Source organism: Streptomyces sp. NPDC005402 (genome assembly GCF_040606575.1).
GTDB lineage: Bacteria > Actinomycetota > Actinomycetes > Streptomycetales > Streptomycetaceae > Streptomyces.
Genome location: NZ_JBEXFB010000007.1, coordinates 353,783 through 379,208, shown reverse-complemented (window position 1 = coordinate 379,208; position 25,426 = coordinate 353,783). Strand labels below are relative to the sequence as shown.

Genomic DNA, 25,426 nt, shown 5'->3' with positions numbered 1-25,426 from the left:
CGCGCCGCCGCGGCCGATCCCCGTGTGCGGAAAGTCCTTGTCAGGCCTTCTCGTCCGTGGCGTGGTTGTCGAGCGGCTTGACCGTGCCGTCCGTCGTGCCAGCGGCCAGGGTGACGACCTTCTCGGCGCCGGTGGCGTGGTTGTCGAGCGGCTTGACCGTGTCCTCGGTCCCCGTGGCGTGGTTGTCGAGCGGCTTGACCGTGCCGTCCTGCTTCTCGGTTTCACTCATGGGTGGTGACTCTCTCGATTCGGCGATGGGCGAAGCCGCCCGGCGACTCCCCCGAGGGTCGCCGGGCGGCATGTCAGGGCCGGTAACCCTAGCGATGGAGACCACCGCTGACCCGTCTGCCCCCCGACGCGACGGATCGACAAGCTGAGCCTGCCGTGCGGCGATAAACGAACGATGAACGCCTGTCCGCCGGAGGCCCTACACGGTGGCCGACGGCGTGAGCAGGAGCCGTACGTCGGCGGCCTCCGGCGAGTCCAGCTGCTCGAAGATGCCGAGCGCCTCCTGCCAGCACACCTCCGCCCGGCCGGGCTGGCCGAGCCCGCTGAGGGCGCGGCCGAGGACGGTGAGGACGTTGCCGCGCCGCCACTCGCCTCCGATGCCCCGCAGCACGGCGAGGGCCTGCTCGGTCAGGGCGGCGGCCGGGGCGGGCCGGTGGCCGGCGAGGTGCGCCTCGGCGAGCCGGAACAGCGTCATGCCCTCCCACAGCCGCTGCCGGCTGTCACGGAAGACCTCCAGGGCCTCCGTGAGCCGGTCCACGGCGGCGTCCAGCCGCCCCTGCCCGGTGAGCGCCAGGCCCAGCGCGTACCGGCCGTTCGCGCCGCGCAGCGTGTGTCCGAGCCGGTCGTAGATGACGATGCCCTGCTGGGCGAGCTCCACGGCGCTGGTTCTCTGCCCCAGGGCCAGGTGGATGCGGGAGAGGTTGCACAGCGCGCTGGCCTCGCCCGCGAGGTTGCGGTCGAGCCGGAAGCTCTCGATGGCCTCCTTCAGGTAGGCCTCGCCCTCGGCGTGGCGGCCCTGGTAGAGCGCGATGATGCCGCGGTCGTTGGCGGCCCAGCAGCTGGGTGCCAGGTCGTCCGCCGTGCGGGCGAGGTCCATGGCGAGCCGGGCCTCCGCGTCCGCCTGCTCGAAACGGCCGGCGACGAGATGCACGTTGGTCAGCGTGGTGAGCGCACGCGCGCGGGTGCGCGGGTCGTCCGCCGCGTCGGCCGCGTCCCGCAGGGCGACGGCGGCGACCTCGTACTGCTTGGAGTTGGCCCCCGACTCGGCCAGGTCCTTCGCCACCCACAGCAGGTCCACCGCGCGTCGCAGCAGGGCTCCCTTGGCGCACTGCTGGACGAAGGCGAGCAGGGCGTTGGCCTCCGCGTACAGCCAGTCCTGGGCGGTGTGGCGGTCCTCGAAGGACAGCCCGGGGTAGTGGATCTCCTCCAGGTGCTCCACCAGCCGGTCCCCGGGCCGCTCGATGGCGTACACGGCCGCCGCGGTCGCGAGATAGAAGTCCAGCAGCCGCGACAGCGCCGCCGCACGCCCGCTGGGCGGCCACTCGTCGCGTTCGGCGCACGCACGCGCGTAGAGCCGTACGAGATCGTGGAACCGGTAGCGGCCGGGCGCCGCCGACTCCAGCAGCGAGGTGTCGACGAGGGCCTCCAGGAGGTCCTCGGTGTCCTCGACGGGCAGGTCCAGTACGGCGGCGGCCGCGGCCAGCGAGATGTCCGGGCCGTCGGCGAGGCCCAGCAGCCGGAAGGCGCGGGCCTGGGCGGGCTCCAGCTGGCCGTAGCCGAGCTCGAAGGTGGCCTTCACCGCGAGGTCGCCGGCCTGGAGTTCGTCGAGGCGGCGGCGTTCGTCGGCGAGCTTCGCCGCCAGGACGGAGACCGTCCAGGTGCGGCGGGCCGCCAGGCGGGAGGCGGCGATGCGGATGGCGAGCGGGAGGAAGCCGCAGGCGGCGACCACGTCGAGGGCGGCCTTGCGCTCGGAGGCGACCCGCTCCTCGCCGACGATCTTCGTGAAGAGCTGGAGTGCCTCGTCGGGGGACATGACGTCCAGGTCGACCAGGTGGGCGCCGGCGAGGTCGACCATCCGGACCCGGGAGGTCACGAGGGCCGCGCAGCCCTCCGTGCCCGGCAGCAGGGGCCGTATCTGGGCCGCGTCGCGCGCGTTGTCGAGCAGGACGAGGACCCGGCGGCCGTCCAGCACCGAGCGGTACAGGGCGGCCCGTTCCTCCAGGGAGTCGGGGATCGCCGAGTCGGCGGTGCCGAGGGCTCTGAGGAAGGCGCCGAGGACCGTCTCCGGGTCGGCGGCCCGGGCGCCGGCGCCCTGGAGGTCGACGTAGAGCTGTCCGTCGGGGAAGGCGGCACGGGACTGGTGGGCCACGTGCACGGCCAGCGTGGTCTTGCCGACGCCACCGATGCCGGCCAGCGCGGAGACCGCCATCACACGGCCCTCGGAGCCGGAGGCGAGCACCTCGCTCAGTTCGGACACGAAGGACGCGCGACCGGTGAAGTCCGGGACCGTCGCCGGGAGTTGGGCGGGGCGGACCGGGGCCGCGACCGGTTCGGGCTGCGGGGAGGAGGGTTCCGCGAGACCGGGGTCGGCCTGGAGGATGCGCTGCTGGAGCTCGCGCAGGCCGGGGCGGGGGTCGACGCCGAGTTCGTCGGCGAGCAGGCGGCGGGTGTCGGCGTAGACCGCGAGGGCCTCCGCCTGCCGGCCGCTGCGGTACAGGGCGAGCATGAGGAGTTCCCTGAGCCGCTCGCGCAGGGGGTGCGCGGCGGTGAGCGCGGTGAGTTCGGAGACCGCCTCCGCGTGGCAGCCCTGCTCCAGGTCCATGTCGAGGCGGGATTCGAGGAGTTGCAGCCGCCACTCCTCCAGCCGCACGCGCTGTGCCTCGGCGTACGGCCCCGGCACGCCCGCGAGCACCTCGCCGTCCCACAGTCCGAGCGCCCGGGTCAGGGCGTCCCGCGCGTGGCACAGGTCCCCGGCGCTCTTGGCCTTCTCCGCGTCGGTGGCGAGTTCCTGGGCGGCGGCGAGGTCCAGCGCGTCCTCGCCGAGCCCGCGGATCGCGTAACCGCCGGACTCGCTGACCAGGATCCCGGGGTCGAGGATCTTGCGGAGCCGGGAGGCGTACGTGCGCACGGCGGCCAGCGCCTGCGACGGGGGCTCCTCTCCCCACAGGGCGTCGATCAGCTCGGCGGCGGTCGCGGTACGGCCCTCGCGCAGCAACAGGGCGGCGAGCAGGGCGCGTTGCTGCGGGGATCCGGTGTTCAGCAGTTCCTCACCGCGCCGGGCGCGCACCGGGCCCAGCACGAAGAAACGCAGCGGCGCGGGCTCCGCCGCGGCACCTGTGTCCTGCCCGGTCCCCGCCGAGGAGCCGGGACGCCTCTGCTCCGGCACCCGCGGTACACCGTCCATCGCCGTCCCCCTAGGGCCTGTCTGCAACCCCGTCAGTTTGCCTTGTCCATGGCGGATGCGTCAGCTGTGGAGAGCCTGATCACAGGAGGACGCGCGGGATGTCACAAGCCCCTCACCCTCTCTCCGCACACTTCCGCCCAGGAACGCCCGCGAAGCGCCCGCCGGCACCCGCCTCCCGACACGACACCGGCAGGGGGGCGGACGGTTCCGGGCGGGCACGCGCAGGGGTGGCCGGTGACCGGTGGGCCGCGGCGGTGGCGGGTGCTGCGCCCGTAGCTGACGGACCGTCAGATCGGCGCTACCGTGGGCGTCATGGAGACCACGACGGCACTTCCGAAGATCATCTCCGTCGACGACCACACGGTGGAGCCCTCCGACGTCTGGCAGAACCGGCTCCCGAAGAAGTACCTGGACACCGGCCCCCGCATAGTCCGGGCCCCGCTGAAGGAGATCAGCTTCCTCGGCGGCCGCTTCAAGCCCGTGATGGGCGCCCCCGGCGAGGACGGCCCCCTCGGCGACTGGTGGCTGTACGAGGGACTCCAGCGCCCCCTCACCCGCCTCGACACCGCGGTCGGCTACAGCAGGGACGAGATCAAGCTGGAGGTCATCACCTACGAACAGATGCGCCCCGGCTCCTACGACGTCCCGCAGCGCCTCGCCGACATGGACGTCAACCACGTCCAGTCCGCCCTCTGCTTCCCGACCTTCCCGCGCTTCTGCGGCCAGACCTTCACCGAGGCCAAGGACCACGAACTGGGCCTGCTGTGCGTCCGGGCCTACAACGACTGGATGGTGGAGGAGTGGTGCGGCCCCCAAGCGCAGGGACGCCTCATACCGCTCACCCTGATCCCGCTGTGGGACGCCGAGTTGGCGGCCGCCGAGGTCCGCCGCAACGCGGCCCGGGGCGTGCGGGCCGTCGCCTTCTCCGAGATACCCCCGCACCTGGGCCTGCCCTCCGTCCACTCCGACGACTGGGACCCCTTCCTCGCCGCCTGCGACGAGACCGGCACGGTCATCGCCATGCACATCGGCTCCAGCAGCCGTATGCCCTCCACCTCCGCCGACGCCCCGCCCGCCGTCGGCTCCACGATCACCTTCGCCAACTGCTGCTTCTCGATGGTCGACTGGCTGATGAGCGGCAAGTTCGAGCGCTTCCCGAACCTCAAGGTCATGTACGCCGAGGGGCAGATCGGCTGGATCCCCTACATCCTGGAGCGCGCCGACGTCGTCTGGGAGGAGAACCGCGGCTGGGGCGGCGTCGCCGACAAGGTCCACCGCCCGCCGTCGGAACTCTTCACCGAGCACGTCTTCGGCTGCTTCTTCGACGACGCGTTCGGCCTGAAGAACCTCGACTCGATCGGCGTCGGCAACGTCCTCTACGAGACCGACTACCCCCACTCCGACTCCACCTGGCCGAAGTCGCGCGAGGTCGGCGAGGCCCAGATGGGACACCTGGCGCCGGACGTGGTCGAGAAGATCGTCCGCGGGAACGCCATCGAGCTCCTCGGTCTCACCCCGGACGGCCTCTGGGGCGGCCCCCGGTGACCGCGTACGGCATCCAGCTCCCCGTCCAGTCCCAGAGCACCCTCTACGCCGAGCCCTGGGAGGCCGGCGCGGGCCCCGAGGATCTCGTCGAGGTGGCCCGGGCCGCCGACCGCGCCGGGTTCGCGTACATCGCCGCCTGCGACCACGTGGGCGTTCCGCGCCGCCTGGCCCCCGCGATGAGTACGGTCTGGTACGACCCGGTCGCCACCCTCGCCTACCTGGCGGGCGTGACCGAACGGGTAAGGCTGCTCAGCCATGTGGCCGTCGTGGGGCTGCGGCACCCGCTCCTCACCGCCAAGCAGTACGCCACCCTCGACCATCTCAGCGGCGGACGGCTGATCCTCGGCGTCGGCGCGGGACACGTCCAGGAGGAGTTCGAGGCGCTCGGGGTCGACTTCGCCGGACGCGGGGCCGTCCTCGACGAGTCGATCGACGCCCTGCGCAAGGCCCTCGGCCCCGACGAGTTCCCCGAACACCACGGCAAGCTCTACGACTTCGAGGGCCTCGGCCAGCGTCCCCGCCCCGCCCAGGCCCGCGTCCCGGTGTGGGTCGGGGGCTCCTCCCCGGCCGCCGTACGCCGTGCCGCCCTCAAGGGCGACGGATGGCTGCCCCAGGGCGACCCCCGGGACCGGCTGCCCGCGCAGATCGAGCGGATACGGCGGCTGCGGGCGGAGGCGGGCATCGAGGGGCCCTTCACCGTCGGAGCCATCGCCGAGCCGCTCTACCTCGGCACGCCCACGTGGGACGTCGGCCGCCGGACGCTCAGCGGCGCGCCCGACGAGCTCGCGGCGTCCCTGCGCGCCTACCGCGCGATGGGCGTGGACCAGATCCAGGTGCGCTTCCGCAGCCGTGACCGCGAGGAACTCATCGACCAGATCTCGGCGTTCGGCGCCGAGACTGCCCCCCACCTCTGAGGAGTCACCGCATGGGCAAGCTGGACGGACGTGTCGTCCTCGTCACCGGCGCGGCGCGCGGGCAGGGGGAGCAGGAGGCCCGGCTGTTCCGGGAGGAGGGCGCCGAGGTCGTCGTGGGGGATGTGCTGGACGAGCAGGGGAGGGCGCTCGCCGAGGAGATCGGGGCGCTGTACGTGCACCTCGACGTGAGCCGGGAGGCCGACTGGCAGCAGGCGGTACAGGCCGTCGTCGAGGAGTACGGGCGGGTCGACGGGCTCGTCAACAACGCGGGCATCCTGCGCTTCAACGCCCTTCTCGACACGCCCCTCGACGAGTTCATGCAGATCGTGAACGTCAACCAGGTCGGCTGCTTCCTCGGCATCAGGACCGTCGGGCCGGTCCTGGCCGACGGGGGCACGATCGTCAACACCGCCTCCTACACCGGGGTGACCGGGATGGCGGGCGTGGGCGCCTACGCGGCCTCCAAGCATGCGATCCTCGGGCTCACCCGGGTCGCCGCGCTGGAGCTGGCACCGCGCGGTATCCGGGTCAACGCCATGTGCCCCGGCGCCATCGACACCGCGATGTCCAACCCGGCCGTCCTGGACCCGTCGGCGGACGGGGCGGAGGCCTCCCGGGGGCTCGACCGGTTCTACCGCAAGATCGTGCCGCTCGGCCGGATCGGGCGGCCGGAGGAGGTGGCGGCGCTCGCGCTGTTCCTGACCGCCGCCGACTCCTCGTACATCACCGGGCAGCCGTTCGTGATCGACGGCGGCTGGCTCGCCGGGGTCTCCGTCATCTGACCGTTCGTCAGCTATTGACCCTGCGTGCACCCGGTGCCACAGTCGGCGGCAGATCAGGAATCTGACGGAGTGTCAGAAAACAGGAGTGTCAGAGACAGACTGGGGACGGTGAACCTCCTTGGAATTCGGGCTCTTTGTACAGGGATACGTGGGCAAGCGCGCCGAGACCGACCCGCTGGCCGAGCACAAGGCGCTGATGGAGGAGACCGAGTACGTCATCCAGGCGGACCGGTCCGGCTTCAAGTACGCCTGGGCGTCCGAGCACCACTTCCTGGAGGAGTACTCGCACCTCTCCGCCAACGACGTCTTCCTCGGCTACCTCGCGCACGCCACGGAGCGGATCCACCTGGGGTCGGGCATCTTCAATCCGCTCGCCCAGGTCAACCACCCCGTGAAGGTCGCCGAGAAGGTGGCCATGCTCGACCATCTCACCGAGAACCGCTTCGAGTTCGGCAGCGGGCGCGGGGCCGGGTCGCACGAGATCCTCGGGTTCATCCCCGGGGTGACCGACATGAACTACACCAAGGAGATCTGGGAAGAGACCATCGCCGAGTTCCCCAAGATGTGGCTCCAGGACGAGTACGTGGGCTTCCAGGGCAAGCACTGGCAGCTGCCGCCGCGCAAGATCCTGCCGAAGCCGTACGGGAAGTCGCACCCCGCGATGTGGTACGCCGCCGGGTCGCCGCCGTCGTACGCCATGGCCGCGCGCAAGGGGCTCGGGGTCCTGGGCTTCAGCGTGCAGAAGGTCGCCGACATGGAGTGGGTGCTGGAGCAGTACAAGACGGCGGTGGTCGACGCCGAGCCGATCGGGGACTTCGTCAACGACAACGTGATGGTGACGACCACGGCGATCTGCGCGCCGACGCACGCCGAGGCGATCGAGATCGCCGTGCGCGGGGGGCTGCACTATCTGCCCTCGCTGGTCTTCCGGTACCACGACACGTTCCCGCGGCCCGAGGGGTTCCCCGTGTGGCCGGAGACCCTGCCCGAATACACCGCGGAGTTCGTCGAGTTGCTCATCGAGGAGGAGCTGCTGATCTGCGGTGACCCGGACGAGGTGGTCCGGCAGTGCAAGCGCTGGGAGCAGGCCGGGGCGGACCAGCTGAGCTTCGGGCTGCCGGTGGGGGTGCCGAAGGAGGAGACGCTCCAGACGATCCGGCTCATCGGGGAGCACGTGATTCCGAAGATCGACACGGATCCGGTGCACCGGACGACCCGTTTCCGCGAATCCGTCTAAGCGCGCATCCATCTGAGGGGGCTCGGTTCCATGCTCGATCACGTCATCAAGGGTGCGACCGTTGTCGACGGGACCGGCGCTCCCGCCTTCACCGCCGACGTCGGTGTCCGGGACGGTCGGATCGCCGTCGTCGGGGAGGTCACCGAGGACGCCCGCACCGGCGAGGACGCCACCGGGCTCGTCCTCGCCCCCGGGTTCGTCGACCCCCACACCCACTACGACGCCCAGCTGTTCTGGGATCCGTACGCGACCCCCTCCCTCAACCACGGGGTCACCACGGTCGCCGCCGGCAACTGCGGCTTCACCCTGGCGCCCCTGAACCCGGCCCGCCCGGACGACGCCGACTACACCCGCCGCATGATGTCCAAGGTCGAGGGGATGTCGCTGGTCGCCCTGGAGGAGGGGGCGCCCTGGAGCTGGAGTTCCTTCGGCGAGTACCTGGACGCCCTGGAGGGGCGGATCGCCGTCAACGCCGGGTTCATGGTGGGGCATTGCGCGCTGCGGCGGTACGTGATGGGGCCGGACGCCGTCGGGGGACAGCCGTCCGAGGAGCAACTCGGCGAGATGCTGCGGCTGTTCCATGACGCCATGGACGTCGGAGCCTGGGGGTTCTCCACCACCCAGTCGTCCACCCACTCCGACGGCGACGGCAGGCCCGTCGCGTCCCGGCACGCCCTGCCCGCCGAACTCCTCGCGCTCTCCCGGGCCGTCGGAGAGCACGAGGGGACACAGATCGAGGCCATCGTCGCCGGGTGCCTCGACCAGTTCAGCGACGCCGAGATCGAACTGTTCGCGGAGATGAGCGCGGCGGCCGGGCGGCCGTTGAACTGGAACGTGCTGACCATCGACTCGTCCGTGCCGGAACGGGTGCCGAGGCAACTGCTCGCGAGTGAGCAGGCGAGGAAGGCGGGCGGCCGGGTCGTCGCCCTGACCATGCCGATCCTCACCCCGATGAACATGTCCCTGGGCACCTTCTGCGCGCTCAACCTCATCCCCGGGTGGGGGCCGGTCCTCGCACTGCCCGTCCCCGAGCGGATCGAGAAACTGCGCGATCCGGACGTCCAGAGGGAACTGCTCCGGCAGTCCCAGTCCAAGGAGGCCGGGGTCTTCAGGCGGCTGACCAACTTCGGGCGGTACGTCATCGGCGACACCTACAGCGAGGCGAACCGCGGGCTCAGCGGGCGGGTCGTTCAGGACATCGCGGCCGAGCGCGGGCAGGAGCCGTTCGCCGCGCTGGTCGAGATCTGCGCGGCCGACTCGTTGCGTACGGTCCTGTGGCCCATGCCCACCGACAACGACCCGGCGTCCTGGGCGATGCGTGCCGAGGCCTGGCAGCACGAGGACGTCCTGCTCGGCGGGTCCGACGCGGGCGCGCATCTGGACCGGATGTGCGGGGCGCCGTACACGACCCGCTTCCTCGGGGACTGTCTGCGCGGGCGGAAGCTGACGTCGTTGGAGCAGGCCGTGAAGATGCTCACCGACGACCCGGCCCGGCTGTTCGGACTGCGGGAGCGCGGGCGGATCCAGGAGGGCTTCCATGCGGACCTCGTCCTCTTCGACCCGGAACGGATCGCCGCGGGCACGGCCACCCTGGTGCACGACCTGCCGGGTGACAGTCCGCGGCTGGACTCCAAGGCGATCGGGGTACGGGCCGTGTGGGTCAACGGGGTCGAGGCGATCCGGGACGACGTGGTGAGCGGGGCCGTGCCGGGCCGGGTGCTGCGGTCGGGGCGGGACACCCGGACGGTGAGCACGAGGTGACGCCGTCGGATGGTGCTTCGGGTGGTGGTTTCGGTGACTCCGGCCGTTCCGGTGATTCCGGCGGTTCAGGTGGTTCTTCGGGCGGTTCCAGGGGCGGTGGCCGCGAAGTGACGGGCTCGAAGGGCTCGGGTGGTTCCCCGGACGCGCAGCGGCTGTTCGTCGGCGGCGAGTGGCTGGAGCCGGACGGCGGGCACTACGCGGTGGTCGACCCGGCCACCGAGGAGACCGTCGGGTGGGCTCCGGAGGCCTCGCGGGATCAGGTGCACGCGGCCTGTGCCGCGGCCCGCGAGGCCTTCGGGCCGTGGTCGCGCACGGCGCCGGAGGAGCGCGGCGCCGTGCTGGCCCGGGCCGCCGACATCATCCGTTCCCGCCTGGTGCCGTACGCCGAACTGGCCCAGGCCGAGACCGGCGCGACCACGGGTGTGGCCCGTGCCATGCAGGTCGGCGTGGCCGCCGCCCGCTTCCGGCGGTACGCGCGGGTCGAGCCCGCCGAGTGGGCGATCCCGCCGCAGGTGAACGAGGCCGGGCCGATGGGGAAGGCCGCGGTGATGGGCGCGCTGGCCGTCCGGCAGCCCGTCGGGGTCGTCACCTGCGTCACGTCGTACAACAACCCGTGGGCGAACCCGGCAGGGAAGATGGCCCCCGCCCTGGCCATGGGCAACACCGTCGTCGTGAAACCCGCCCCGCAGGACCCCCTCTCCGTCTACCGCATGGCGGAGGCGCTGGAGGCCGCCGGGGTGCCGCGCGGGGTCGTGAACGTGGTGAGCGGCCGTTCCGTGGAAGTCGGCGAGGCCGCCGTCGACTCGGCCGACGTCGACATGGTCAGCTTCACCGGCTCCACGGCGGTCGGACAGCGCATCGGCGAGGTGTGCGGGCGGTCCATGAAACGGCAGTTGATGGAGCTGGGCGGCAAGGGGGCGGCGGTCGTCTTCGAGGACGCGGACCTCGCCTCGGCCGTGGCCGGGATCGGGACCACCTTCTCCTTCTACAGCGGACAGATCTGTACGGCACCGACGCGGGTGCTGGTGCAGCGCGCGGTCTACGAGCGACTCGTCCAGCAACTCGCTGTGTACGCAGGCAGGTTGAAGGTAGGTGATCCTCGGGAGGCCGGGACGGTCGTCGGGCCGGTGATCTCGGCCGCACACCGGGAGCGGGTGGAGTCGTACGTCGAACTGGGCCGCAAGGAGGGCGCTTCCGTCGTCGTGGGCGGTGAACGGCCGCCCCTGGCACGCGGCTTCTACGTCACCCCGACGCTGCTCGCCGACTGCGGCCCGGAGATGCGTGTGGTCCGTGAGGAGATCTTCGGCCCGGTCGTGACCGTGACGCCCTTCGACGACGAGGAGGAAGGCATCGCCCTCGCCAACGACAGCGACTACGGCCTCATCGACTACGTCTGGTCGGCAGACGTCGCCCGCGCCTTCCGTGTGGCACGGCAGCTGCGGGCCGGGGGAGTCGGGGTCAACACGGTCGGCCGCAACATGGAGGCGCCGTTCGGGGGCTTCCGCAGGAGCGGGGTCGGCCGGGACTGCGGGTCGTACGCGCTGCACGCCTACAGCGAGGTGCAGTCGATCGTCTGGCCGGGGTGAGACGGCTTCCCGGGCGGGGGCCGGTCGACTGGGGTTCGGCCAACTGGCCGGTAACCGCCGGGTGGGCCCGTAGAGTCCCGGAGCGGAGGGCGGCGACATCGACGCCGGCGCCCTGACAGTCAGTCAAGAACCGTTTCGGAGAATCGACTTGAAGCTCACCAAGCGACTTGCCCTGACCGCCGCGGGCCTCGCCGCCGCGACCGCCCTGCTGGGCACGGCCACCGGTTACGCCACCCCCTCGGACCCCGCGCCCAAACCCGTGAAGGCCCCCGCCGCACTCAAGGTGCCCGAGGGCAACAAGCTGACCGGCGTGTACCCGGCCCGAGGCGTTCAGACGTACACCTGCACCGACGGCGCCTGGAAGCTCCTTGAGCCCGCCGCGACCCTCTCCGACCGGAGAGGCCGCACGGTCGCGCTCCACTCCCGCGGCCCCGTCTGGGTCTCCACGCTGGACGGCAGCGCGGTGAACGCCGCGGCGATCGCCAACTCCCCCAAGACCGGCACCATCCCCGAACTCCTCCTCCAGGCCACCGCCACCCGGGGCACGGGCGTCTTCGCGGGCGTCACCTACATACAGCGCCTCAACACCACCGGCGGCGTCGCCCCGACCACCGCCTGCACGGGCACGGACCAGGTGAGCGTGGCCTACACGGCGACCTACGCCTTCTACAAGCCGGCGAAGTGACGCGCGACGCCTGACCTGCCGAGCGGCACGGTGGTGATCCTGCGGGAACGGACCATCATCGTGCCGCCGTGAGCCACCGGTGGCGAAGCCGGCTTACGCGCGGTCTCGACCGACCAGCCGTCCACCGCCCGGCAGAAAGCACGACGGACACTGGGCCGTTGACACGGCGAACACGACGAGACCGCGAGGGTATGTACTGACAGGTGTCTGCCTCGGGCAGGCGCTGGCCGCGATGCTCGTGGCATGACCAAAGCGAGTGTCCCGATCACCGTCTTCGCCCGTATGACGTCCAGCCCCGCGCACACCCATCAGGTCATCGTGCCGATCGACCTCGCCCAGGTGTTCAAGCCGTGGGGGCCGTTCCCCGGCGTCGCGGAAGTGCGCGGCCAGACCGGCACCTGGGACCGACCGGGGACGTCGCGCCAGACCTGGTTCACCGACGGCTCCAAGGCCGACGAGCGGCTCACCGAGATCGCGGAGGGGTACGGGTTCGCCTATGAGCTGAGTGGCTTCACCAACGTGCTGGCCAAGCTGGTCTCCGGGGTGCGCGGCGAGTGGTCGTTCCTGCCCGACGGCACCGGCACGTCGATCCGTTGGACGTACGACTTCCGGCCGCTGCCGGGCCGCCGCTGGATCGTCGCGGGGCCGTTCAAGCCGCTCTGGACCCGCTACATGCGCGCCGCACTCACCAGGATGGTGACCGTGGTGCAGGAAACGCCCGGTGGCATCATGGCGGAGTGAGCGACCTGAGCTTCGGCGCCCTGTTACGCGGCTGGCGCGACCGCCTCGACCCGGCCGATGCCGGCTACGCCCGGTCGGCCCGCCGCCGCGCCCCTGGCCTGCGCCGCGAGGAACTCGCCGAACTCGCCGGCCTCTCCGTCGAGTACGTGCTGCGCCTGGAGCAGGGCCGGGCCACCCATCCCTCCGCGCAGGTGGTGTCGGCCATCGCCCGCGCGCTGCGGCTCACCCCGGCCGAACGCGACCAGATCTTCCGCGCCGCGGGCCTGCTCGCCCGCGCGACCACACCGTCGGCACTCACGTGCCGCCGAGCATCCGCCGCCTCGTCGGCCGCCTCGGTGACCTCCCGATCGGCGTGTTCGCCGCCGACTGGAGTCTGCTGTGGTGGAACGACATGTGGACGGCTCTGCACGGCGACCCGTCCGGCCTGCCGCCCGCCGAACGCAACCTCGCCCGCGCGCTGTTCGGCACGGGAGAGGGGCGCTGGCACCTGCGCCCCGTCTCATCGGCGGCCGGACCGTACGCGTTCGAGACGGCGATCGTCGCGGACCTGCGCGAAGCGGTCGCCCGCTATCCGGCCGACCCGGAGCTGGCCGCGCTCGTGGACGGGTTGCGCACGGGCTCGCCGTTCTTCGGTGAACTGTGGGCCGTGGCGGGCATGGAGCAGCTGACGGGGGACGAGAAGACGATCAGCCATCCCGAGCTTGGCGACGTCACCCTGGACTGCGACGTGCTGACCTTGCCGGGAGTCGACCTGCGCATCGTCACCTACACAGCGGCCCCGGGGACCCGCGGCGCCGACCAACTCGATCTCATGCGTGCGTCCCGGCTCAGCGAAGCCCGCTGACAGTCGGGGCGCTGAGGAACTCGTTCGGCATCCGGCCGACGTCGACCCTTCCCCGTACACGGAAGGGGCACCTCGCGGACGCCGCGCTCCTGGTCCTGGCGGGCAGAGCCACCGCCGCACCCGCTCGCCTGCCCACCGCCGACGACCAACCGCCTGTACGCGCGTCCGCGCTCACCCGTCCAGATCCACCCGTACGGTCAGCTGGCCGGCCCCTATCGCCCGCACGGCCGCGCTGTTCATCAGGGGAAGGCCGCGCAGGCGTACGGCGATGTCGTCGTCCGGCATCAGATGGGCGGTCCCGGTGTGCCACCGCCCCCGGATGCGTACCCGTACCCGGGGGTCGGCCTTGATGTTGCGGACGTACTGCGACCGTTCGCCGAACTCGGAGACCAGCCAGAAGGAACCGCCGACCCGCCTGCCGCCCACCGGGGTCCGGCGGGGCAGGCCGGAAGTGCGGCCCGTGGTCTCCAGAACGGTCTGGAGGGGCAGTCGGCGCATGATCGGGTTGAGGCGGCGCTGAAGTGCCGTGGCGGCGCGGTACTTGCGCTCGGCGTTGCGGGACATGGGCGGTGAGACTCCTGTCTCTTGTCTTCCGTAACCTGACCGGCGGCCCCGATGATCTCAGGGTGCGGCCGGGCGGACGAAGGGTGTCGGCGATGCGCGTGGTGACCTGGAACCTGTGGTGGCGCTTCGGCCCGTGGGAGGAACGCCAGAAGGCGATCCTGGCGGTGCTGCGGGAGCTGCGACCGGATGTGGTGGGCCTGCAGGAGGTGTGGTCGACGGGCTCCGAGAACCTCGCGGAGTGGCTCGCCGGCGAACTCGGCCTGCACTGGGCGTGGGCCCCGTCGCCCGCCTCGGAGCGCTGGCAGCGGCGGATCGGCGACCCGGGAGTGGAGGTCGGCAACGCGGTACTGAGCCGCTGGCCGGTGATCGACCGGGCCGTCCTGCGGCTGCCCGCCCCCGAGGACCTGGACGACGGCCGCCTCGCCTTCCACACCAGGCTGGCCGGCCCGTCCTACGACATCCCCTTCTTCACCACCCACCTCACCTCGGCCCCCACCGCCTCCGCGATCCGCTGCCAACAGGTCACAGCACTTGCGGAGTTCGTCGCCGCCCACCGCTCCGGCACCGACTTCCCCCCGGTGATCACCGGCGACTTCAACGCCTGGCCCGACTCCGACGAGGTCCGCCTCTTCGGCGGCTACAAGACGGCCCCGGCCGCGCCGGGCCAACTCTTCCTGGACGCCTGGGAGTACGCGGACCCGACGGCGCCCTCCGCGACCTGGGACCCGGCGAACCCGTACGTCCGCGAGTCCCCTCCGGTCCGCATCGACTACATCCACGTGGGCCTGGCGGGACCTGCGGGGTTGGGCCACGTCCTCGGTGTCCGGCGCGCGGGGGACGGTCCGGTGGACGGGGTGTGGCCGTCGGACCACCTGGCGGTGGTGGCGGACCTGGCGGACGGGTCAGAGTGACTTCAGCAGGGCGGTGAAGGCGGCGCGACTGACGGTGATGACGGTTTCCGCGGCGTCCGAGTCGGTGAGGTGGACTCCGTCGGGGTCGGTGGATATGTGGACGCAGGCGTCGCCTTCCTGGCAGTAGGACGACTTCTGCCAACGGTCCGTGATCATGTCGGCTCCCTTACAAATTCTTAGCGATGGAATGGATCAGATCCCGGGACTTCGCGGGACTGAGGGCGGTCGCTTCCACGACGTCGAGCAGGTTCCGGTACTTCGTCAGAAGAGCCTCGGCATCAAGGCGGACCGGGCCGTGGAACTGGTCGAGCTGCGCTGTATCGAGCTGCGGTACGGGCCCGTACAGGTAGTTGATGGACTGTCCCGAGCCGGGGAAGGCGCCGACGTCGAAGGGCAGCACGCGGATCGTGATGTGCCGCTGCTCGCTCATGTCCAGCAGATGCCGCAACTGTGCACGGGCCACGTCCCTGCCCCCGACGCGCATGTGCAGGGCCGCTTCGTGCACGGTCGTGCGATACGGCGTCGGATCCGTGCCGTAGAGGAGACCCTGCCGTTTGATCCGGTGCGAGACCCGGTGCTCGATCTCGGGCGGTGCGGGCTCCGGGATGACGTGCCGGAAGATCTCGCGCGCGTGGTCGGCGATCTGGAGCAGCCCCGGCATGTGGGAGGTGTACGCCGTGCGTATGGCGGTGGCGTGATGCTCCAGCTCGGCGAGGTCCAGAAGTCCGGACGGCAGCACCTCGCGGTACGACTCCCACCAGCCGAAGGTCCGGTCGGTCGCCATGCCGACCAGGGCCTCGACGAACGCCGGGTCGGGGCAGGAGTAGATGCCGGCCAGTGCCCGGATGCGCTCGGGACTCACTCCGAACCGGCCCGACTCCACGTTGCTGAGCTGTCCCTGGCTCGTACCGAGCGTGCGCGCGGCCTCGGTCGCCGTCATTCCTGACCGCTCCCGCATCTTGCGCAGCTCCACGGCGATCCGGAGGCGGCGAGCCGTCAGCGGGGGTCTGGCGGGCATGGGTGAACTCCTCCCGGACGCACGTTCCATCGGTGGGTCACCCACACGAGGGAAAATCGACCGAAGTATCTCTGGAGGGAGCAAATGACATTTGCTGACCCTCTATCTTCTTGCTCAGGCGCCACCTCACCTGGAAGCGCACCGCGGGACGCCGCGGCAGAGACACCAGGCACCCGTCCAACTCCCCTCAGTGACCGGAGACTTCCGATGGCCACCGTATCCCCGTCGTGGAACTACACCCTGCATCTCCCGCACGATCCACGCGCACCGGGGATCGCGAGAGGCGCCCTCAGGCTGATCCTGGCCGCACACGAACTGCCCGACCTCGCCCCCACCGCGGAGCTGCTCGCGGCCGAACTGCTGGCGAACGCGCACTGCCACACGAAGGGTCCGTACGCCTTCCGCCTCCTCTCACCGGCCCCCGGACGCGTCCGGGTCGCCGTCTGGGACACGGACCCCCGCGTCCCGCCCGGGTTCACCTCCGACCAGCCTCCCCCCGCACCGGACGCCGAACACGGCCGCGGCCTGCACCTGGTCCGTGCCTGCGCGGACGCGACGGGCGTGTCGGTACTGCGTCAACTGGGCGCGTCGAAGGGCGGGAAGCTGCTGTGGGCGGAGTGCGGGGGCGGAGAGACGGCACGGCGAGCGAGGTGATGCCGTCGCCAACTCGCAGCGTACGTGAACGGGATCCTGAGCCTGGGCTTCTCGGCTACCGAGTGCACGTGCCCACGCTGGGAGGTCAGCTGACGTGGAGAGGGACATCGATGGGTATCTACGTGTCGGTCAGAGGATGGCTGGAGTGCGACGAGCAACAACTCGCCGCAGCCCAGGAGATCATCTCGTCCCACGAAGACGGTCACTACTCCAAGGGATGGGGCACACCGCGCCAACACGTGAACTGGACGTACTACGTCTTCTACGGTGCCGACATCCGTGAGTCGGGCCTGGACTGGCTCGTTCACCAGGTCCGGGAGATGGCGAGCATTCCGGCCAACGAAGACGGAGACCGCGTCAGAGGCCTCTTCCTCGCGAGCCACGAAATCCACGGCACGACTGAATGGCAGGTTCGGGAGGGCCGACTCTTCATCTCGCCGGGCGACGGCAGACACCGCTACCTCGATGGATGACCGAGCGACTCACTCGCCCCGCCTTTCCTGCGTGAACATGCTGATCAGGCCACGCGGCGTGTCGTCGCCGAACATGAGGGCGTAGAGCTCGGTGCCCTCGTCGGCGGTTTCGGCGCTGCGGGGGAACATGGCGCGCTCGTGCTCGGTGAGCGCGGTCTCGAGGTCGTCGGGGTGGGCCGCGAGGGACTGGGCGAGCTCCGCGCCGTCGAGCATGGCGAGGTTGGCGCCCTCGCCGTTCGGGGCGGCGACATGGGCGGCGTCGCCGATCAGGGTCACTCCCGGCACCCGCTCCCAACGGTGCCCGACGGGCAGGGCGACCAGGGGACGCAGCACCGGGGCGGTGTCCGCGTCGGTGATCAGCGCGGTCAGTTCCGGTGCCCAGCCCTCGAACTCCCGCGCGATCCGGGCGATGGCCGTGGCGGAGTCGGTGAAGTCGATGTCCGCGAACCAGTCCTGCGGCCGGACGAGCATCACGTAGGTGTGCAGGTTGGCGTCCTTCTCCCGGTGCGTCACGAAACCCTTGCCCGGCGCGAGCGCGAACAGCGCCCCGCCGCCGACCACCTTCGCGCTGGCCGGGTGCCGGGTGCCGGAGTCGTGCAGGTAGACCTCGACGCAGGACATGCCGGTGTACTCGGGCGTCGCGGTGGAGAGCAGCGGCCGTACGCGTGACCACGCGCCGTCCGCGCCGACCAGCAGATCGGTGACGACCGAGGTGCCGTCGGCGAAGGTCACCTCGTGGCGGCCACCGCCGAGCGCACGGGTGCCGCTGACCTTGTGGCCCCAGCGGACGGTGCCGGCCGGGAGCGAGTCGAGCAGGAGTTGGCGCAGTTCGCCGCGCTGCACCTCGGGGCGGCCGCCGGTGCCGTCGTCGGGGTGGTCGAACAGGAGGGTGCCGTCCCGGTCGACCAGCCGCGTCGCCTCGCGGCCCTCCAGGACGAGACCGCGGAACCCGTCCATGAGACCGGCCGCCTGGAGGGCCAACTGGCCGTTGTAGTCGTGGATGTCGAGCATCCCGCCCTGTGTACGCGCCGTCGGGGAGGACTCCGCCTCGTAGACGGTGGAAGGGATGCCGTGGACGTGCAGGACGCGGGCGAGCGTGAGGCCGCCGAGTCCGGCGCCGATGATCGTGACGTGAGGGGTGGTCATGGTGACTCCTGGAAGGTCGGGGCCGGCGGGTGGGCCCCGGCGGCGTCTGTGAGAAGACTCCGGGTCCCGCCCGACAGGCCGCCGACATCGCACCGACAGTCCCGACAGACCACCGACACCGCACCGACGAGGGCCGTAGACGGCTTCCGCACGGTCTCCGCGCCGCCTCCGTGCGGCCTCCACGCGGGCCCGCAACGCCCCTCGCGATGCCGACCAGTCGGTATGGACATCCTCGCCCCGGACCGGTACAGATGCAGTCATGCGTATTTCCGTGACGATCTTCCTCACCGACGAGACCATCACCCCGACCCGGCTCGCCCGTGAGCTGGAGGCGCGGGGCTTCGCCGGGTTGTATCTGCCCGAGCACACCCACATCCCCGTCGAACGGGTCACCCCCTACCCGGCGGGCGGCGAACTTCCGCGCGAGTACGGCCGTACGCTCGACCCCTTCGTCGCGCTCGGCCAGGCCGCCGCCGTCACCGAACGGCTCGGTCTCGGCACCGGCATCACGCTCGTCGCCCAGCACGACCCGATCGACCTCGCGAAGCAGATCGCCACCCTCGACCACCTCTCCGGCGGCCGGTTCACGCTCGGCCTCGGCTTCGGGTGGAACGTCGAGGAAGCCGCCGACCACGGCGTCGAGTGGCGTACCCGGCGCGAGCTCGTCCGGGACCGGATGGCCCTCATGCAGGCGCTCTGGGCGGACGAACCGACCGCCTACGAGGGCGAGTTCGGGAGCGTCCGGGCCAGCCACGCCTTCCCCAAGCCCGTCCGGAAGCGGACCCTGGTGGGCGGCGCCGCCGGACCCAAGCTGTTCTCCCACATCTGCGAGTACGCCGACGGCTGGCTCCCCATCGGCGGCCGCGGCCTGTCCGAGGCCCTGCCCGTGCTGCGCGCCGCCTGGGCCGACGCGGGCCGCGACCCGGGCGCCCTCCAGGTCGTCCCCTACGCCGTCCTGCCCACCCCCGGCAAGCTCGCCCACTACGCCGAGCTCGGCATCGAGGAGGTCGTGCTCCAGCTGCCGCCCGCGGGGGAGGGCGAGGTGCTGAAGGTGCTCGACGAGTATGCCCGTTATGTGCAGGACGGCACCGGTGGTGTGTGACGTCACCCACCTCAGGGCAGCGCCCCTCCCCTGATCACACCGCTCGTATGCTCGAAGGATGACGACTTCCGCGACCTCCGGAACCGGCCCCACCGAGAACTCCATGCGTCGCGCTCTCAAACGTGCCCGGGACGGCGTGGCCCTGGACGTGACAGAAGCAGCGGTTCTGCTGCAAGCGCGCGGCGAGGCCCTCGTCGACCTCACCGCGTCCGCCGCGCGCGTCAGGGACGCGGGCCTCGCCCAGGCGGGCCGCCCCGGTGTCATCACCTACTCGAAGAGCGTCTTCATCCCCCTGACCCGGCTGTGCCGGGACAAGTGCCACTACTGCACCTTCGTGACCGTCCCCGGCAAGCTCCGCCGGGCCGGCCACGGCATGTTCATGTCCCCCGACGAGGTCCTCGACGTGGCCCGCAAGGGCGCCGCGCTGGGCTGCAAGGAAGCCCTGATCACCCTCGGCGACAAGCCCGAGGACCGCTGGCCGGAGGCCAGGGAGTGGCTGGACGCGCACGGCTACGACGACACCATCGCCTACGTCCGGGCCATCTCCATCCGCATCCTGGAGGAGACCGGCCTGCTCCCGCACCTCAACCCGGGCGTGCTCTCCTGGACCGACTTCCAGCGGCTGAAGCCGGTCGCGCCGAGCATGGGCATGATGCTGGAGACGACCGCGACCCGGCTCTGGTCCGAGCCCGGCGGTCCGCACCACGGCTCCCCGGACAAGGAGCCCGCCGTACGGCTGCGGGTCCTGGAGGACGCGGGCCGTTCCTCCGTCCCCTTCACCTCGGGCATCCTCATCGGGATCGGGGAGAACCACGAGGAGCGCGCCGAGTCCCTCTTCGCGCTCCGGCGCACAGCACGCGCCTACCACAGCGTCCAGGAACTGATCATCCAGAACTTCCGCGCCAAGCCGGACACCGCGATGCGCGGCATGCCGGACGCGGAGCTGGACGAACTGGTCGCCGCGGTGGCGGTGGCCCGCCTCATCATGGGCCCGGCCGCGAACATCCAGGCCCCGCCGAACCTCGTCGACAGCGAGTACGAGCGCCTGATCGGGGCGGGGATCGACGACTGGGGCGGGGTCAGCCCGCTGACCATCGACCACGTGAACCCCGAGCGCCCCTGGCCGCAGATCGAGGAGCTCACCGAACGCTCGCGCGCCGCCGGGTTCGAACTGCGGGAGCGTCTGTGCGTGTACCCCGAGTTCGTCCGGCGCGGCGAGCCCTGGCTGGACCCGCGACTGCGCCCGCACGTGGCCGCGCTGGCCGACCCGGAGACGGGACTGGCGCGTCCTGACGCCCTTCCGCAGGGGCTGCCCTGGCAGGAGCCGGAGGAGGTGTTCGTGGCGTCCGGCCGTACCGACCTGCACGCCTCCATCGACACCGAGGGCCGTACGTCCGACCGCCGCGACGACTTCGACGAGGTCTACGGCGACTGGGGCGCCCTGCGCGAGGCGGCCGCCCCCGGCATGGTGCCCGAGCGCATCGACACGGACGTACGGGACGCGCTGCGCACGGCCGCCGACGACCCCACCAGGCTGACCGACGATGAGGCCCTCGCGCTGCTGCACGCCGACGGGCCGGCCCTTGACGCGCTGACCCGGATCGCCGACGACGTCCGCAAGTCGGTGGTCGGCGACGACGTGACGTACATCGTCACGCGGAACATCAACTTCACCAACGTCTGTTACACGGGCTGCCGTTTCTGCGCCTTCGCCCAGCGGCGCACCGACGCCGACGCCTACACGCTCTCCCTGGACCAGGTCGCCGACCGCGCCCAACAGGCCTGGGAGGTGGGCGCGGTGGAGGTCTGCATGCAGGGCGGCATCCACCCGGACCTGCCGGGGACGGCGTACTTCGACATCGCGAAGGCGGTCAAGGAGCGCGTGCCCGGCATGCATGTGCACGCCTTCTCGCCGATGGAGGTCGTCAACGGCGCGACCCGCACCGGCATGTCGATCCGCGAGTGGCTGACCGCGGCCAAGGAGGCCGGCCTCGACTCCATACCCGGCACGGCCGCCGAGATCCTCGACGACGAGGTGCGCTGGGTGCTGACCAAGGGCAAGCTGCCGACGGCGACCTGGATCGAGGTGATCGAGACCGCGCACCAGGTCGGCCTCCGCTCCTCCTCGACGATGATGTACGGCCATGTCGACCAGCCCCGCCACTGGCTGGGCCACCTGCGCACGCTGGCCGGGATCCAGCAACGCACCGGCGGCTTCACGGAGTTCGTGACGCTTCCCTTCATCCACACCAACGCCCCCGTCTACCTGGCCGGCATCGCCCGCCCCGGCCCGTCGATGCGGGACAACAGGGCGGTCACCGCGATGGCGAGGCTGCTCCTGCACCCGTACATCCCGAACATCCAGACCAGCTGGGTCAAGCTCGGCACCGAGGGCGCGGCGGAGATGCTCCGCTCCGGCGCGAACGACCTCGGCGGCACGCTGATGGAGGAGACGATCTCGCGGATGGCGGGGTCGTCGTACGGCTCGTACAAGTCGGTGAAGGACCTGATCGCGGTGGCGGAGGCGGCGGGCCGTCCCGCGCGCCCGCGCACGACGCTGTACGGCGAGGTGTCGCAGGAGCGGCAGAAGGCGGCGCAGGCCTCCGACGGGCATCTGCCGGAACTGCTGCCGGTGCTGGACTGAGAGCCGCTCTGGACGGGCGTCGAGACGGGGGCCGGTACGATGATCCGACCCCCGTTCGACGGGGATCCTTAGCCGAGGAGATGCGTGCCGTGCCAGCCCCGAAGGTCTGGGTGACGGGTCTGACCGTGGGGGCGATCGCCGCCGTCGTCGCCCTGGCCGTTCAGGCCGACAAGGGAACGAAGCCGAGCGTGGCCGTCACGACCCGGCCGAGCGTGTCGGCGTCCCCGAGCGCGTCCGCACAGCCCAAGCCGTCCGCGACCGCGGTCCCGGACGGCTCCGGCACCGGCCGCCGGATCATCTACTCGCTCGGCGAGAAGCGGGTCTGGCTGGTCGACGCGAGCGAGGCGGCCCGGCGGACCTTCGCCGTCTGGCCGGGGACGGTCGACCCCGCCCCCGGCACCTACTCCGTCTCGCTGCGCCGCGGAGAGCCGACGACCGGGTCCGACGGCGTGCGGATCGAGCACATCGTGTACTTCACCGCCGTGGACGGCGTGAACGTCGCCTTCTCCAACGCGGTGGACGGCTCCTCGCCCCCGCCCGCGAACGGCGCCCAAACCGGCGGCATCCGCATGAAGGCGGCGGACGGGTCGGCCCTGTGGACGTTCGGCGAGACGGGGACGAAGGTCGTCGTCGTCAACTAGCGCTACGGTCCGGCAGGTTGACGACCAGCAGTACGACCCCGCTCAGCACGAACACCCGCAGCGCCGCGTCCAGCCCGTTCCAGGTGTCCGACTGCCACATGGAGAACCACTCCCCGCCGATCGCGATGAACCCGGCGCCGAAGAGCAGCATCAGCATGAGCAGACCGTAGGTGGAGAAGCGCCGGGCGGCCTGGTCGTCACGGCGCACCCACAACCACGTGCCGTAGATCAGCACGAGCGCCGCGAGCGTCTCCCAGACGATGATCGCGACGTACGCCGTGTTCTGAAGTCCCTTGCTGGTGACGGCTCTCCACATCAGATCGTCGTCCTTGAACGTCGTGTCCATCGCGAGAACATGCTGCACGAACGCCTGGTTCGTCCCGAAGTCCGTGATGTTCCCGAACGCGACGAGCGCTATGTACAGCGCGACGCTCGCGGTGAGCAGGGTGGCGGAGAGGTGGAGTGCGCTGCGAGTGGTGCGTGGGGGTGTCGATGCCATGGATGTCATCTAACCGGATACCGCTTCGACGATGTCAGTGCGTCTTGTTAGCCTCCAGCGGCCTGGGTGAACAGGCTCAACGAAGCACGGGGAGGGGACAGTTGACCAGAGCGAGAAGATCAGGTGCCGGCAGACTGTGGGCGGTGGGCTGTTCCATGGCGGCCGTCGTGGCGATCACGTCCGGCGTGGCGCACGCGGCGGACAACCTGCCGCCTAAGCAGCCGCTCGTCCAGGACCTCACGACGGAGACCAAGGCGTGCGCGACGGGGGAGGACCGGGCGTACGTGGGAGCGCCGCCCACGCTGCGCGCGGCCCTGTACGACCCTGAGGAGGACAACCAGCCCGCCGAGGCCAACATGGTCAAGGGCGAGTTCGAGGCCTGGTGGACGGATGCCAACGGGGTGGAGCAGAGGCTCACGTACACCACGAACGCGACACTCTCCGGCGCTCGGCAGGCGTGGCGGATGCCGCAGGACAGCATCCCGGCGAACACCGTCGTCTCCTGGCACGTCCGGGCGAACGACGGCACGGCGAACTCCCCCTGGAGCTCCGAAGGCGCGGGCTCGGTCTGCGAGTTCGTCTACGACGACGTGAGTCCCGAGAAGGCGACGATCACCTCCCCCGAGTACCCGCAGGACGTGTTCTGGGTGGACGGAGTGGGCGTGTACGGCCACTTCACCATGGACTCGCCCTCGGACGACGTCGTGGCCTACACGTACAACTTCATCGGCGGCCCGTACGCGACCGTCCGGCCGGAGCATCCCGGCGGGAGCGTGACCGTGCCCTTCCTGCCGTTGCGTTCGGGGCCGGACAGGCTGACCGTCCACGCCATCGACCGCTCCGGACGCAGCAGCGGCGAGTCGTCGTACAGCTTCTACGTGAAGGAGGGCCGCGCCCCGGTCGCCCACTGGCGGCTGGACGACGCGGCGGGAGCCACCAGCGCAGGAGCCGAGACGGGCACGGCAGCTCGTGCCGGCTCCGGCGTGACCTTCGGCGGCCCCGCCCCCGCGCGCACCGGCCTGACCTCCACGGCCCACCTGGACGGCAGCAGCCATGGCTACCTCACCCCGGACGCGCCGGCGGTCGCCGACCCGCGCAAGAGCTTCGCGGTGAGCGCGTGGGTACGGCCTGCGCGGACCGACCGGACCATGACCGTCGCCGGCCAGGACGCGGGCCGCTCCGCGGGGTTCACGCTCGGCCTGCGCGAGGAGGGCACGACGCCCCTCTGGTCGTTCGAAATCGGGGACGCACGGGTGTCGGGCGGCGCACCGGAGACCGGCGAGTGGGCCCACCTGCTGGGTGTGTACGACGCCGAGACCGGCCATGCGAAGCTCTATGTCAACGGTCATGAGGTCGGCACCGAGACCGAGGCCACGCCCGCCGCGACCACCGGCGCCTTCCAGATCGGCCGCGTCCGCCATGGCGAGGCATACGGCGACCGCTGGCGCGGAGACCTGGGCGACGTACGGGTCCACGACCGGGTGGTCGTCCCGGCCGAGGCGGCCCGACTGGCCCACCGCCGGCCGAGCCTGCTCGGCCACTGGTCCCTGGAGACGGCCCCGGCCGGCGCCAGCCCCGAACAGAACGGCGGCGCACCCCTGAAGCTGGGTGACGGCGCCGCGATCCACCGCGGCCCTGACGACTCGTGCATCCCGGAACTCGACCCGGACTGCCCTGTGATCCCCTACGCGCTCGTGGGCGACGGCCATCTGACACTGGACGGCCGGACCGGTCACGCGGCCACGGACGCGCCGGTCGTCGACACGTCGGACAGCTTCACCGTCGGCGTGGTCGTACGCCTGGCGGACGCCGAGCCGGACCGCCCCATGACCGTGCTCTCGCAGGGCGGTGAGCACACCGACGTCTTCAAGGTGCGCTACCAGCCCTCGGAACACGCCTGGCAACTGGTGATGCCGGAGCGGGACGAACAGGGCGCGCCCGAGACCGTGGTGGCGCAGATCGCCGCGGCGGACGGCGGCGAGGGCCGCGGACACCGGCTCGCGGTCGTCTACGACGACGCCACGGACCAGATCAGGCTCCACATCGACGGCGGGAGCATCACCGCCGCGACCGCCGACTTCCCGAACGGCCGGCCGAGCACCGGACCCCTGCAGATCGGCCGGGCCCGGACCGGCGACGGATGGGGCGAGTACCTGCACGGCGATGTGGACGAGGTGCAGGCGTACGCCGGCGCCCTGAGCGCGGACGACATCAACGGGCTGGGCTGGGGCACCGACCCGTGCCTGTGCTGATGCCTGTCTGAGCGA

22 protein-coding genes and 1 pseudogene are annotated in these 25,426 nt (G+C 71.4%); 16 read left to right on the top strand and 7 right to left on the bottom strand.

Annotated features, from left to right (window positions below):
• Window positions 1-40: 40 nt before the first annotated feature.
• Complete coding sequence (locus ABZT02_RS16680; RefSeq protein WP_007382754.1) at window positions 41-229, bottom strand: hypothetical protein; 189 nt, start codon at window positions 227-229, stop codon at window positions 41-43.
• 198 nt (window positions 230-427) lie between these two features.
• Entirely contained in the window at window positions 428-3,412 is a 2,985-nt protein-coding gene (locus ABZT02_RS16675; RefSeq protein ID WP_356018533.1) for a BTAD domain-containing putative transcriptional regulator, read from the bottom strand.
• 303 nt (window positions 3,413-3,715) lie between these two features.
• Here ABZT02_RS16675 and ABZT02_RS16670 point away from each other — a divergent pair, with 303 nt between their 5' ends.
• From ABZT02_RS16670 to ABZT02_RS16630, 9 genes and pseudogenes are all read left to right on the top strand, one after another.
• Window positions 3,716-4,957 (top strand): amidohydrolase family protein, encoded by a 1,242-nt coding sequence (locus ABZT02_RS16670; protein ID WP_356018532.1) that lies wholly within the window; start codon window positions 3,716-3,718, stop codon window positions 4,955-4,957.
• Window positions 4,954-5,871: an LLM class F420-dependent oxidoreductase gene (locus ABZT02_RS16665; protein WP_356018531.1), complete on the top strand. Its 918-nt coding sequence runs from the start codon at window positions 4,954-4,956 to the stop codon at window positions 5,869-5,871. Before ABZT02_RS16670 ends, ABZT02_RS16665 begins: the two co-directional genes overlap by 4 nt.
• Window positions 5,872-5,882: 11 nt before the next feature.
• Complete coding sequence (locus tag ABZT02_RS16660) at window positions 5,883-6,653, top strand: glucose 1-dehydrogenase (protein WP_356018530.1); 771 nt, start codon at window positions 5,883-5,885, stop codon at window positions 6,651-6,653.
• A 118-nt stretch (window positions 6,654-6,771) separates the two neighbouring features.
• Window positions 6,772-7,890, top strand: a complete 1,119-nt coding sequence (locus ABZT02_RS16655; protein ID WP_356018528.1) for an LLM class flavin-dependent oxidoreductase — start codon at window positions 6,772-6,774, stop codon at window positions 7,888-7,890.
• 30 nt (window positions 7,891-7,920) lie between these two features.
• On the top strand, window positions 7,921-9,651 hold the full coding sequence (locus tag ABZT02_RS16650) for a D-aminoacylase (RefSeq protein ID WP_356018527.1): 1,731 nt from the start codon (window positions 7,921-7,923) through the stop codon (window positions 9,649-9,651).
• Between the two features lie 107 nt (window positions 9,652-9,758).
• Window positions 9,759-11,237, top strand: coding sequence for an aldehyde dehydrogenase family protein (locus ABZT02_RS16645; protein WP_356018526.1), 1,479 nt, complete (start codon window positions 9,759-9,761; stop codon window positions 11,235-11,237).
• Between the two features lie 148 nt (window positions 11,238-11,385).
• Window positions 11,386-11,922 carry a DUF3455 domain-containing protein gene (locus tag ABZT02_RS16640; RefSeq protein ID WP_356018525.1) on the top strand — a complete coding sequence of 179 codons (537 nt, stop codon included), beginning with the start codon at window positions 11,386-11,388 and terminating at the stop codon, window positions 11,920-11,922.
• A 243-nt stretch (window positions 11,923-12,165) separates the two neighbouring features.
• A complete protein-coding gene (locus ABZT02_RS16635) occupies window positions 12,166-12,663 on the top strand; it encodes an SRPBCC family protein (RefSeq protein WP_356018524.1) in 498 nt (165 codons plus the stop codon).
• A pseudogene (locus tag ABZT02_RS16630) lies at window positions 12,660-13,507 on the top strand (helix-turn-helix domain-containing protein). Before ABZT02_RS16635 ends, ABZT02_RS16630 begins: the two are co-directional and overlap by 4 nt.
• A gap of 171 nt (window positions 13,508-13,678) precedes the next feature.
• Here ABZT02_RS16630 and ABZT02_RS16625 read toward each other — a convergent pair.
• On the bottom strand, window positions 13,679-14,071 hold the full coding sequence (locus tag ABZT02_RS16625) for a nitroreductase/quinone reductase family protein (RefSeq protein ID WP_356018523.1): 393 nt from the start codon (window positions 14,069-14,071) through the stop codon (window positions 13,679-13,681).
• Window positions 14,072-14,163: 92 nt separating this feature from the next.
• Between ABZT02_RS16625 and ABZT02_RS16620 the strand changes: the two genes are divergently transcribed.
• Window positions 14,164-14,982, top strand: a complete 819-nt coding sequence (locus ABZT02_RS16620; protein ID WP_356018521.1) for an endonuclease/exonuclease/phosphatase family protein — start codon at window positions 14,164-14,166, stop codon at window positions 14,980-14,982.
• Here the strand turns inward: ABZT02_RS16620 and ABZT02_RS16615 are convergent.
• Entirely contained in the window at window positions 14,974-15,138 is a 165-nt protein-coding gene (locus ABZT02_RS16615) for a DUF397 domain-containing protein (protein ID WP_356018520.1), read from the bottom strand. The genes ABZT02_RS16620 and ABZT02_RS16615 overlap by 9 nt on opposite strands.
• Before the next feature lie 10 nt (window positions 15,139-15,148).
• Window positions 15,149-16,000 carry a helix-turn-helix transcriptional regulator gene (locus ABZT02_RS16610; RefSeq protein WP_356018519.1) on the bottom strand — a complete coding sequence of 284 codons (852 nt, stop codon included), beginning with the start codon at window positions 15,998-16,000 and terminating at the stop codon, window positions 15,149-15,151.
• Between the two features lie 207 nt (window positions 16,001-16,207).
• Between ABZT02_RS16610 and ABZT02_RS16605 the strand changes: the two genes are divergently transcribed.
• Together ABZT02_RS16605 and ABZT02_RS16600 are read left to right on the top strand one after the other, a co-directional pair.
• Window positions 16,208-16,654, top strand: coding sequence for an ATP-binding protein (locus ABZT02_RS16605; RefSeq protein ID WP_356018517.1), 447 nt, complete (start codon window positions 16,208-16,210; stop codon window positions 16,652-16,654).
• Between the two features lie 110 nt (window positions 16,655-16,764).
• Complete coding sequence (locus ABZT02_RS16600) at window positions 16,765-17,127, top strand: hypothetical protein (RefSeq protein ID WP_356018516.1); 363 nt, start codon at window positions 16,765-16,767, stop codon at window positions 17,125-17,127.
• A 9-nt stretch (window positions 17,128-17,136) separates the two neighbouring features.
• On the opposite strand, the gene ABZT02_RS16595 is transcribed toward ABZT02_RS16600, so the two are convergent.
• Window positions 17,137-18,273, bottom strand: coding sequence for an NAD(P)/FAD-dependent oxidoreductase (locus ABZT02_RS16595; RefSeq protein WP_356018515.1), 1,137 nt, complete (start codon window positions 18,271-18,273; stop codon window positions 17,137-17,139).
• A 259-nt stretch (window positions 18,274-18,532) separates the two neighbouring features.
• Here ABZT02_RS16595 and ABZT02_RS16590 point away from each other — a divergent pair, with 259 nt between their 5' ends.
• The 3 genes from ABZT02_RS16590 (at window position 18,533) to ABZT02_RS16580 (ending at window position 22,660) form a co-directional block, all read left to right on the top strand.
• The gene (locus ABZT02_RS16590) at window positions 18,533-19,375 is read left to right on the top strand and encodes an LLM class F420-dependent oxidoreductase (RefSeq protein ID WP_356018514.1); all 843 of its coding nucleotides are present in this window, start codon (window positions 18,533-18,535) and stop codon (window positions 19,373-19,375) included.
• A gap of 58 nt (window positions 19,376-19,433) precedes the next feature.
• On the top strand, window positions 19,434-22,019 hold the full coding sequence (locus ABZT02_RS16585; protein ID WP_356018513.1) for a bifunctional FO biosynthesis protein CofGH: 2,586 nt from the start codon (window positions 19,434-19,436) through the stop codon (window positions 22,017-22,019).
• 80 nt (window positions 22,020-22,099) lie between these two features.
• Window positions 22,100-22,660, top strand: coding sequence for a hypothetical protein (locus tag ABZT02_RS16580; RefSeq protein ID WP_356018512.1), 561 nt, complete (start codon window positions 22,100-22,102; stop codon window positions 22,658-22,660).
• Here the strand turns inward: ABZT02_RS16580 and ABZT02_RS16575 are convergent.
• Window positions 22,653-23,159 (bottom strand): DUF2165 domain-containing protein, encoded by a 507-nt coding sequence (locus tag ABZT02_RS16575; RefSeq protein WP_351988551.1) that lies wholly within the window; start codon window positions 23,157-23,159, stop codon window positions 22,653-22,655. The genes ABZT02_RS16580 and ABZT02_RS16575 overlap by 8 nt on opposite strands.
• 155 nt (window positions 23,160-23,314) lie before the next feature.
• Here ABZT02_RS16575 and ABZT02_RS16570 point away from each other — a divergent pair, with 155 nt between their 5' ends.
• Complete coding sequence (locus ABZT02_RS16570; RefSeq protein ID WP_356018511.1) at window positions 23,315-25,411, top strand: LamG domain-containing protein; 2,097 nt, start codon at window positions 23,315-23,317, stop codon at window positions 25,409-25,411.
• The last annotated feature ends 15 nt before the right edge of the window (window positions 25,412-25,426 follow it).

Excerpts from the sequence above, each read along its gene's own strand:
- ABZT02_RS16680 (WP_007382754.1), bottom strand. The coding sequence starts at position 229 with ATGAGTGAAACCGAGAAGCAGGACGGCACGGTCAAGCCGCTCGACAAC.
- ABZT02_RS16675 (WP_356018533.1), bottom strand. The coding sequence starts at position 3,412 with ATGGACGGTGTACCGCGGGTGCCGGAGCAGAGGCGTCCCGGCTCCTCG.
- ABZT02_RS16660 (WP_356018530.1), top strand. The coding sequence starts at position 5,883 with ATGGGCAAGCTGGACGGACGTGTCGTCCTCGTCACCGGCGCGGCGCGC.
- ABZT02_RS16650 (WP_356018527.1), top strand. The coding sequence starts at position 7,921 with ATGCTCGATCACGTCATCAAGGGTGCGACCGTTGTCGACGGGACCGGC.
- ABZT02_RS16635 (WP_356018524.1), top strand. The coding sequence starts at position 12,166 with ATGACCAAAGCGAGTGTCCCGATCACCGTCTTCGCCCGTATGACGTCC.
- ABZT02_RS16625 (WP_356018523.1), bottom strand. The coding sequence starts at position 14,071 with ATGTCCCGCAACGCCGAGCGCAAGTACCGCGCCGCCACGGCACTTCAG.
- ABZT02_RS16620 (WP_356018521.1), top strand. The coding sequence starts at position 14,164 with ATGCGCGTGGTGACCTGGAACCTGTGGTGGCGCTTCGGCCCGTGGGAG.
- ABZT02_RS16615 (WP_356018520.1), bottom strand. The coding sequence starts at position 15,138 with ATGATCACGGACCGTTGGCAGAAGTCGTCCTACTGCCAGGAAGGCGAC.
- ABZT02_RS16610 (WP_356018519.1), bottom strand. The coding sequence starts at position 16,000 with ATGCCCGCCAGACCCCCGCTGACGGCTCGCCGCCTCCGGATCGCCGTG.
- ABZT02_RS16605 (WP_356018517.1), top strand. The coding sequence starts at position 16,208 with ATGGCCACCGTATCCCCGTCGTGGAACTACACCCTGCATCTCCCGCAC.
- ABZT02_RS16600 (WP_356018516.1), top strand. The coding sequence starts at position 16,765 with ATGGGTATCTACGTGTCGGTCAGAGGATGGCTGGAGTGCGACGAGCAA.
- ABZT02_RS16595 (WP_356018515.1), bottom strand. The coding sequence starts at position 18,273 with ATGACCACCCCTCACGTCACGATCATCGGCGCCGGACTCGGCGGCCTC.
- ABZT02_RS16590 (WP_356018514.1), top strand. The coding sequence starts at position 18,533 with ATGCGTATTTCCGTGACGATCTTCCTCACCGACGAGACCATCACCCCG.
- ABZT02_RS16585 (WP_356018513.1), top strand. The coding sequence starts at position 19,434 with ATGACGACTTCCGCGACCTCCGGAACCGGCCCCACCGAGAACTCCATG.
- ABZT02_RS16580 (WP_356018512.1), top strand. The coding sequence starts at position 22,100 with ATGCGTGCCGTGCCAGCCCCGAAGGTCTGGGTGACGGGTCTGACCGTG.
- ABZT02_RS16575 (WP_351988551.1), bottom strand. The coding sequence starts at position 23,159 with ATGGCATCGACACCCCCACGCACCACTCGCAGCGCACTCCACCTCTCC.
- ABZT02_RS16570 (WP_356018511.1), top strand. The coding sequence starts at position 23,315 with ATGGCGGCCGTCGTGGCGATCACGTCCGGCGTGGCGCACGCGGCGGAC.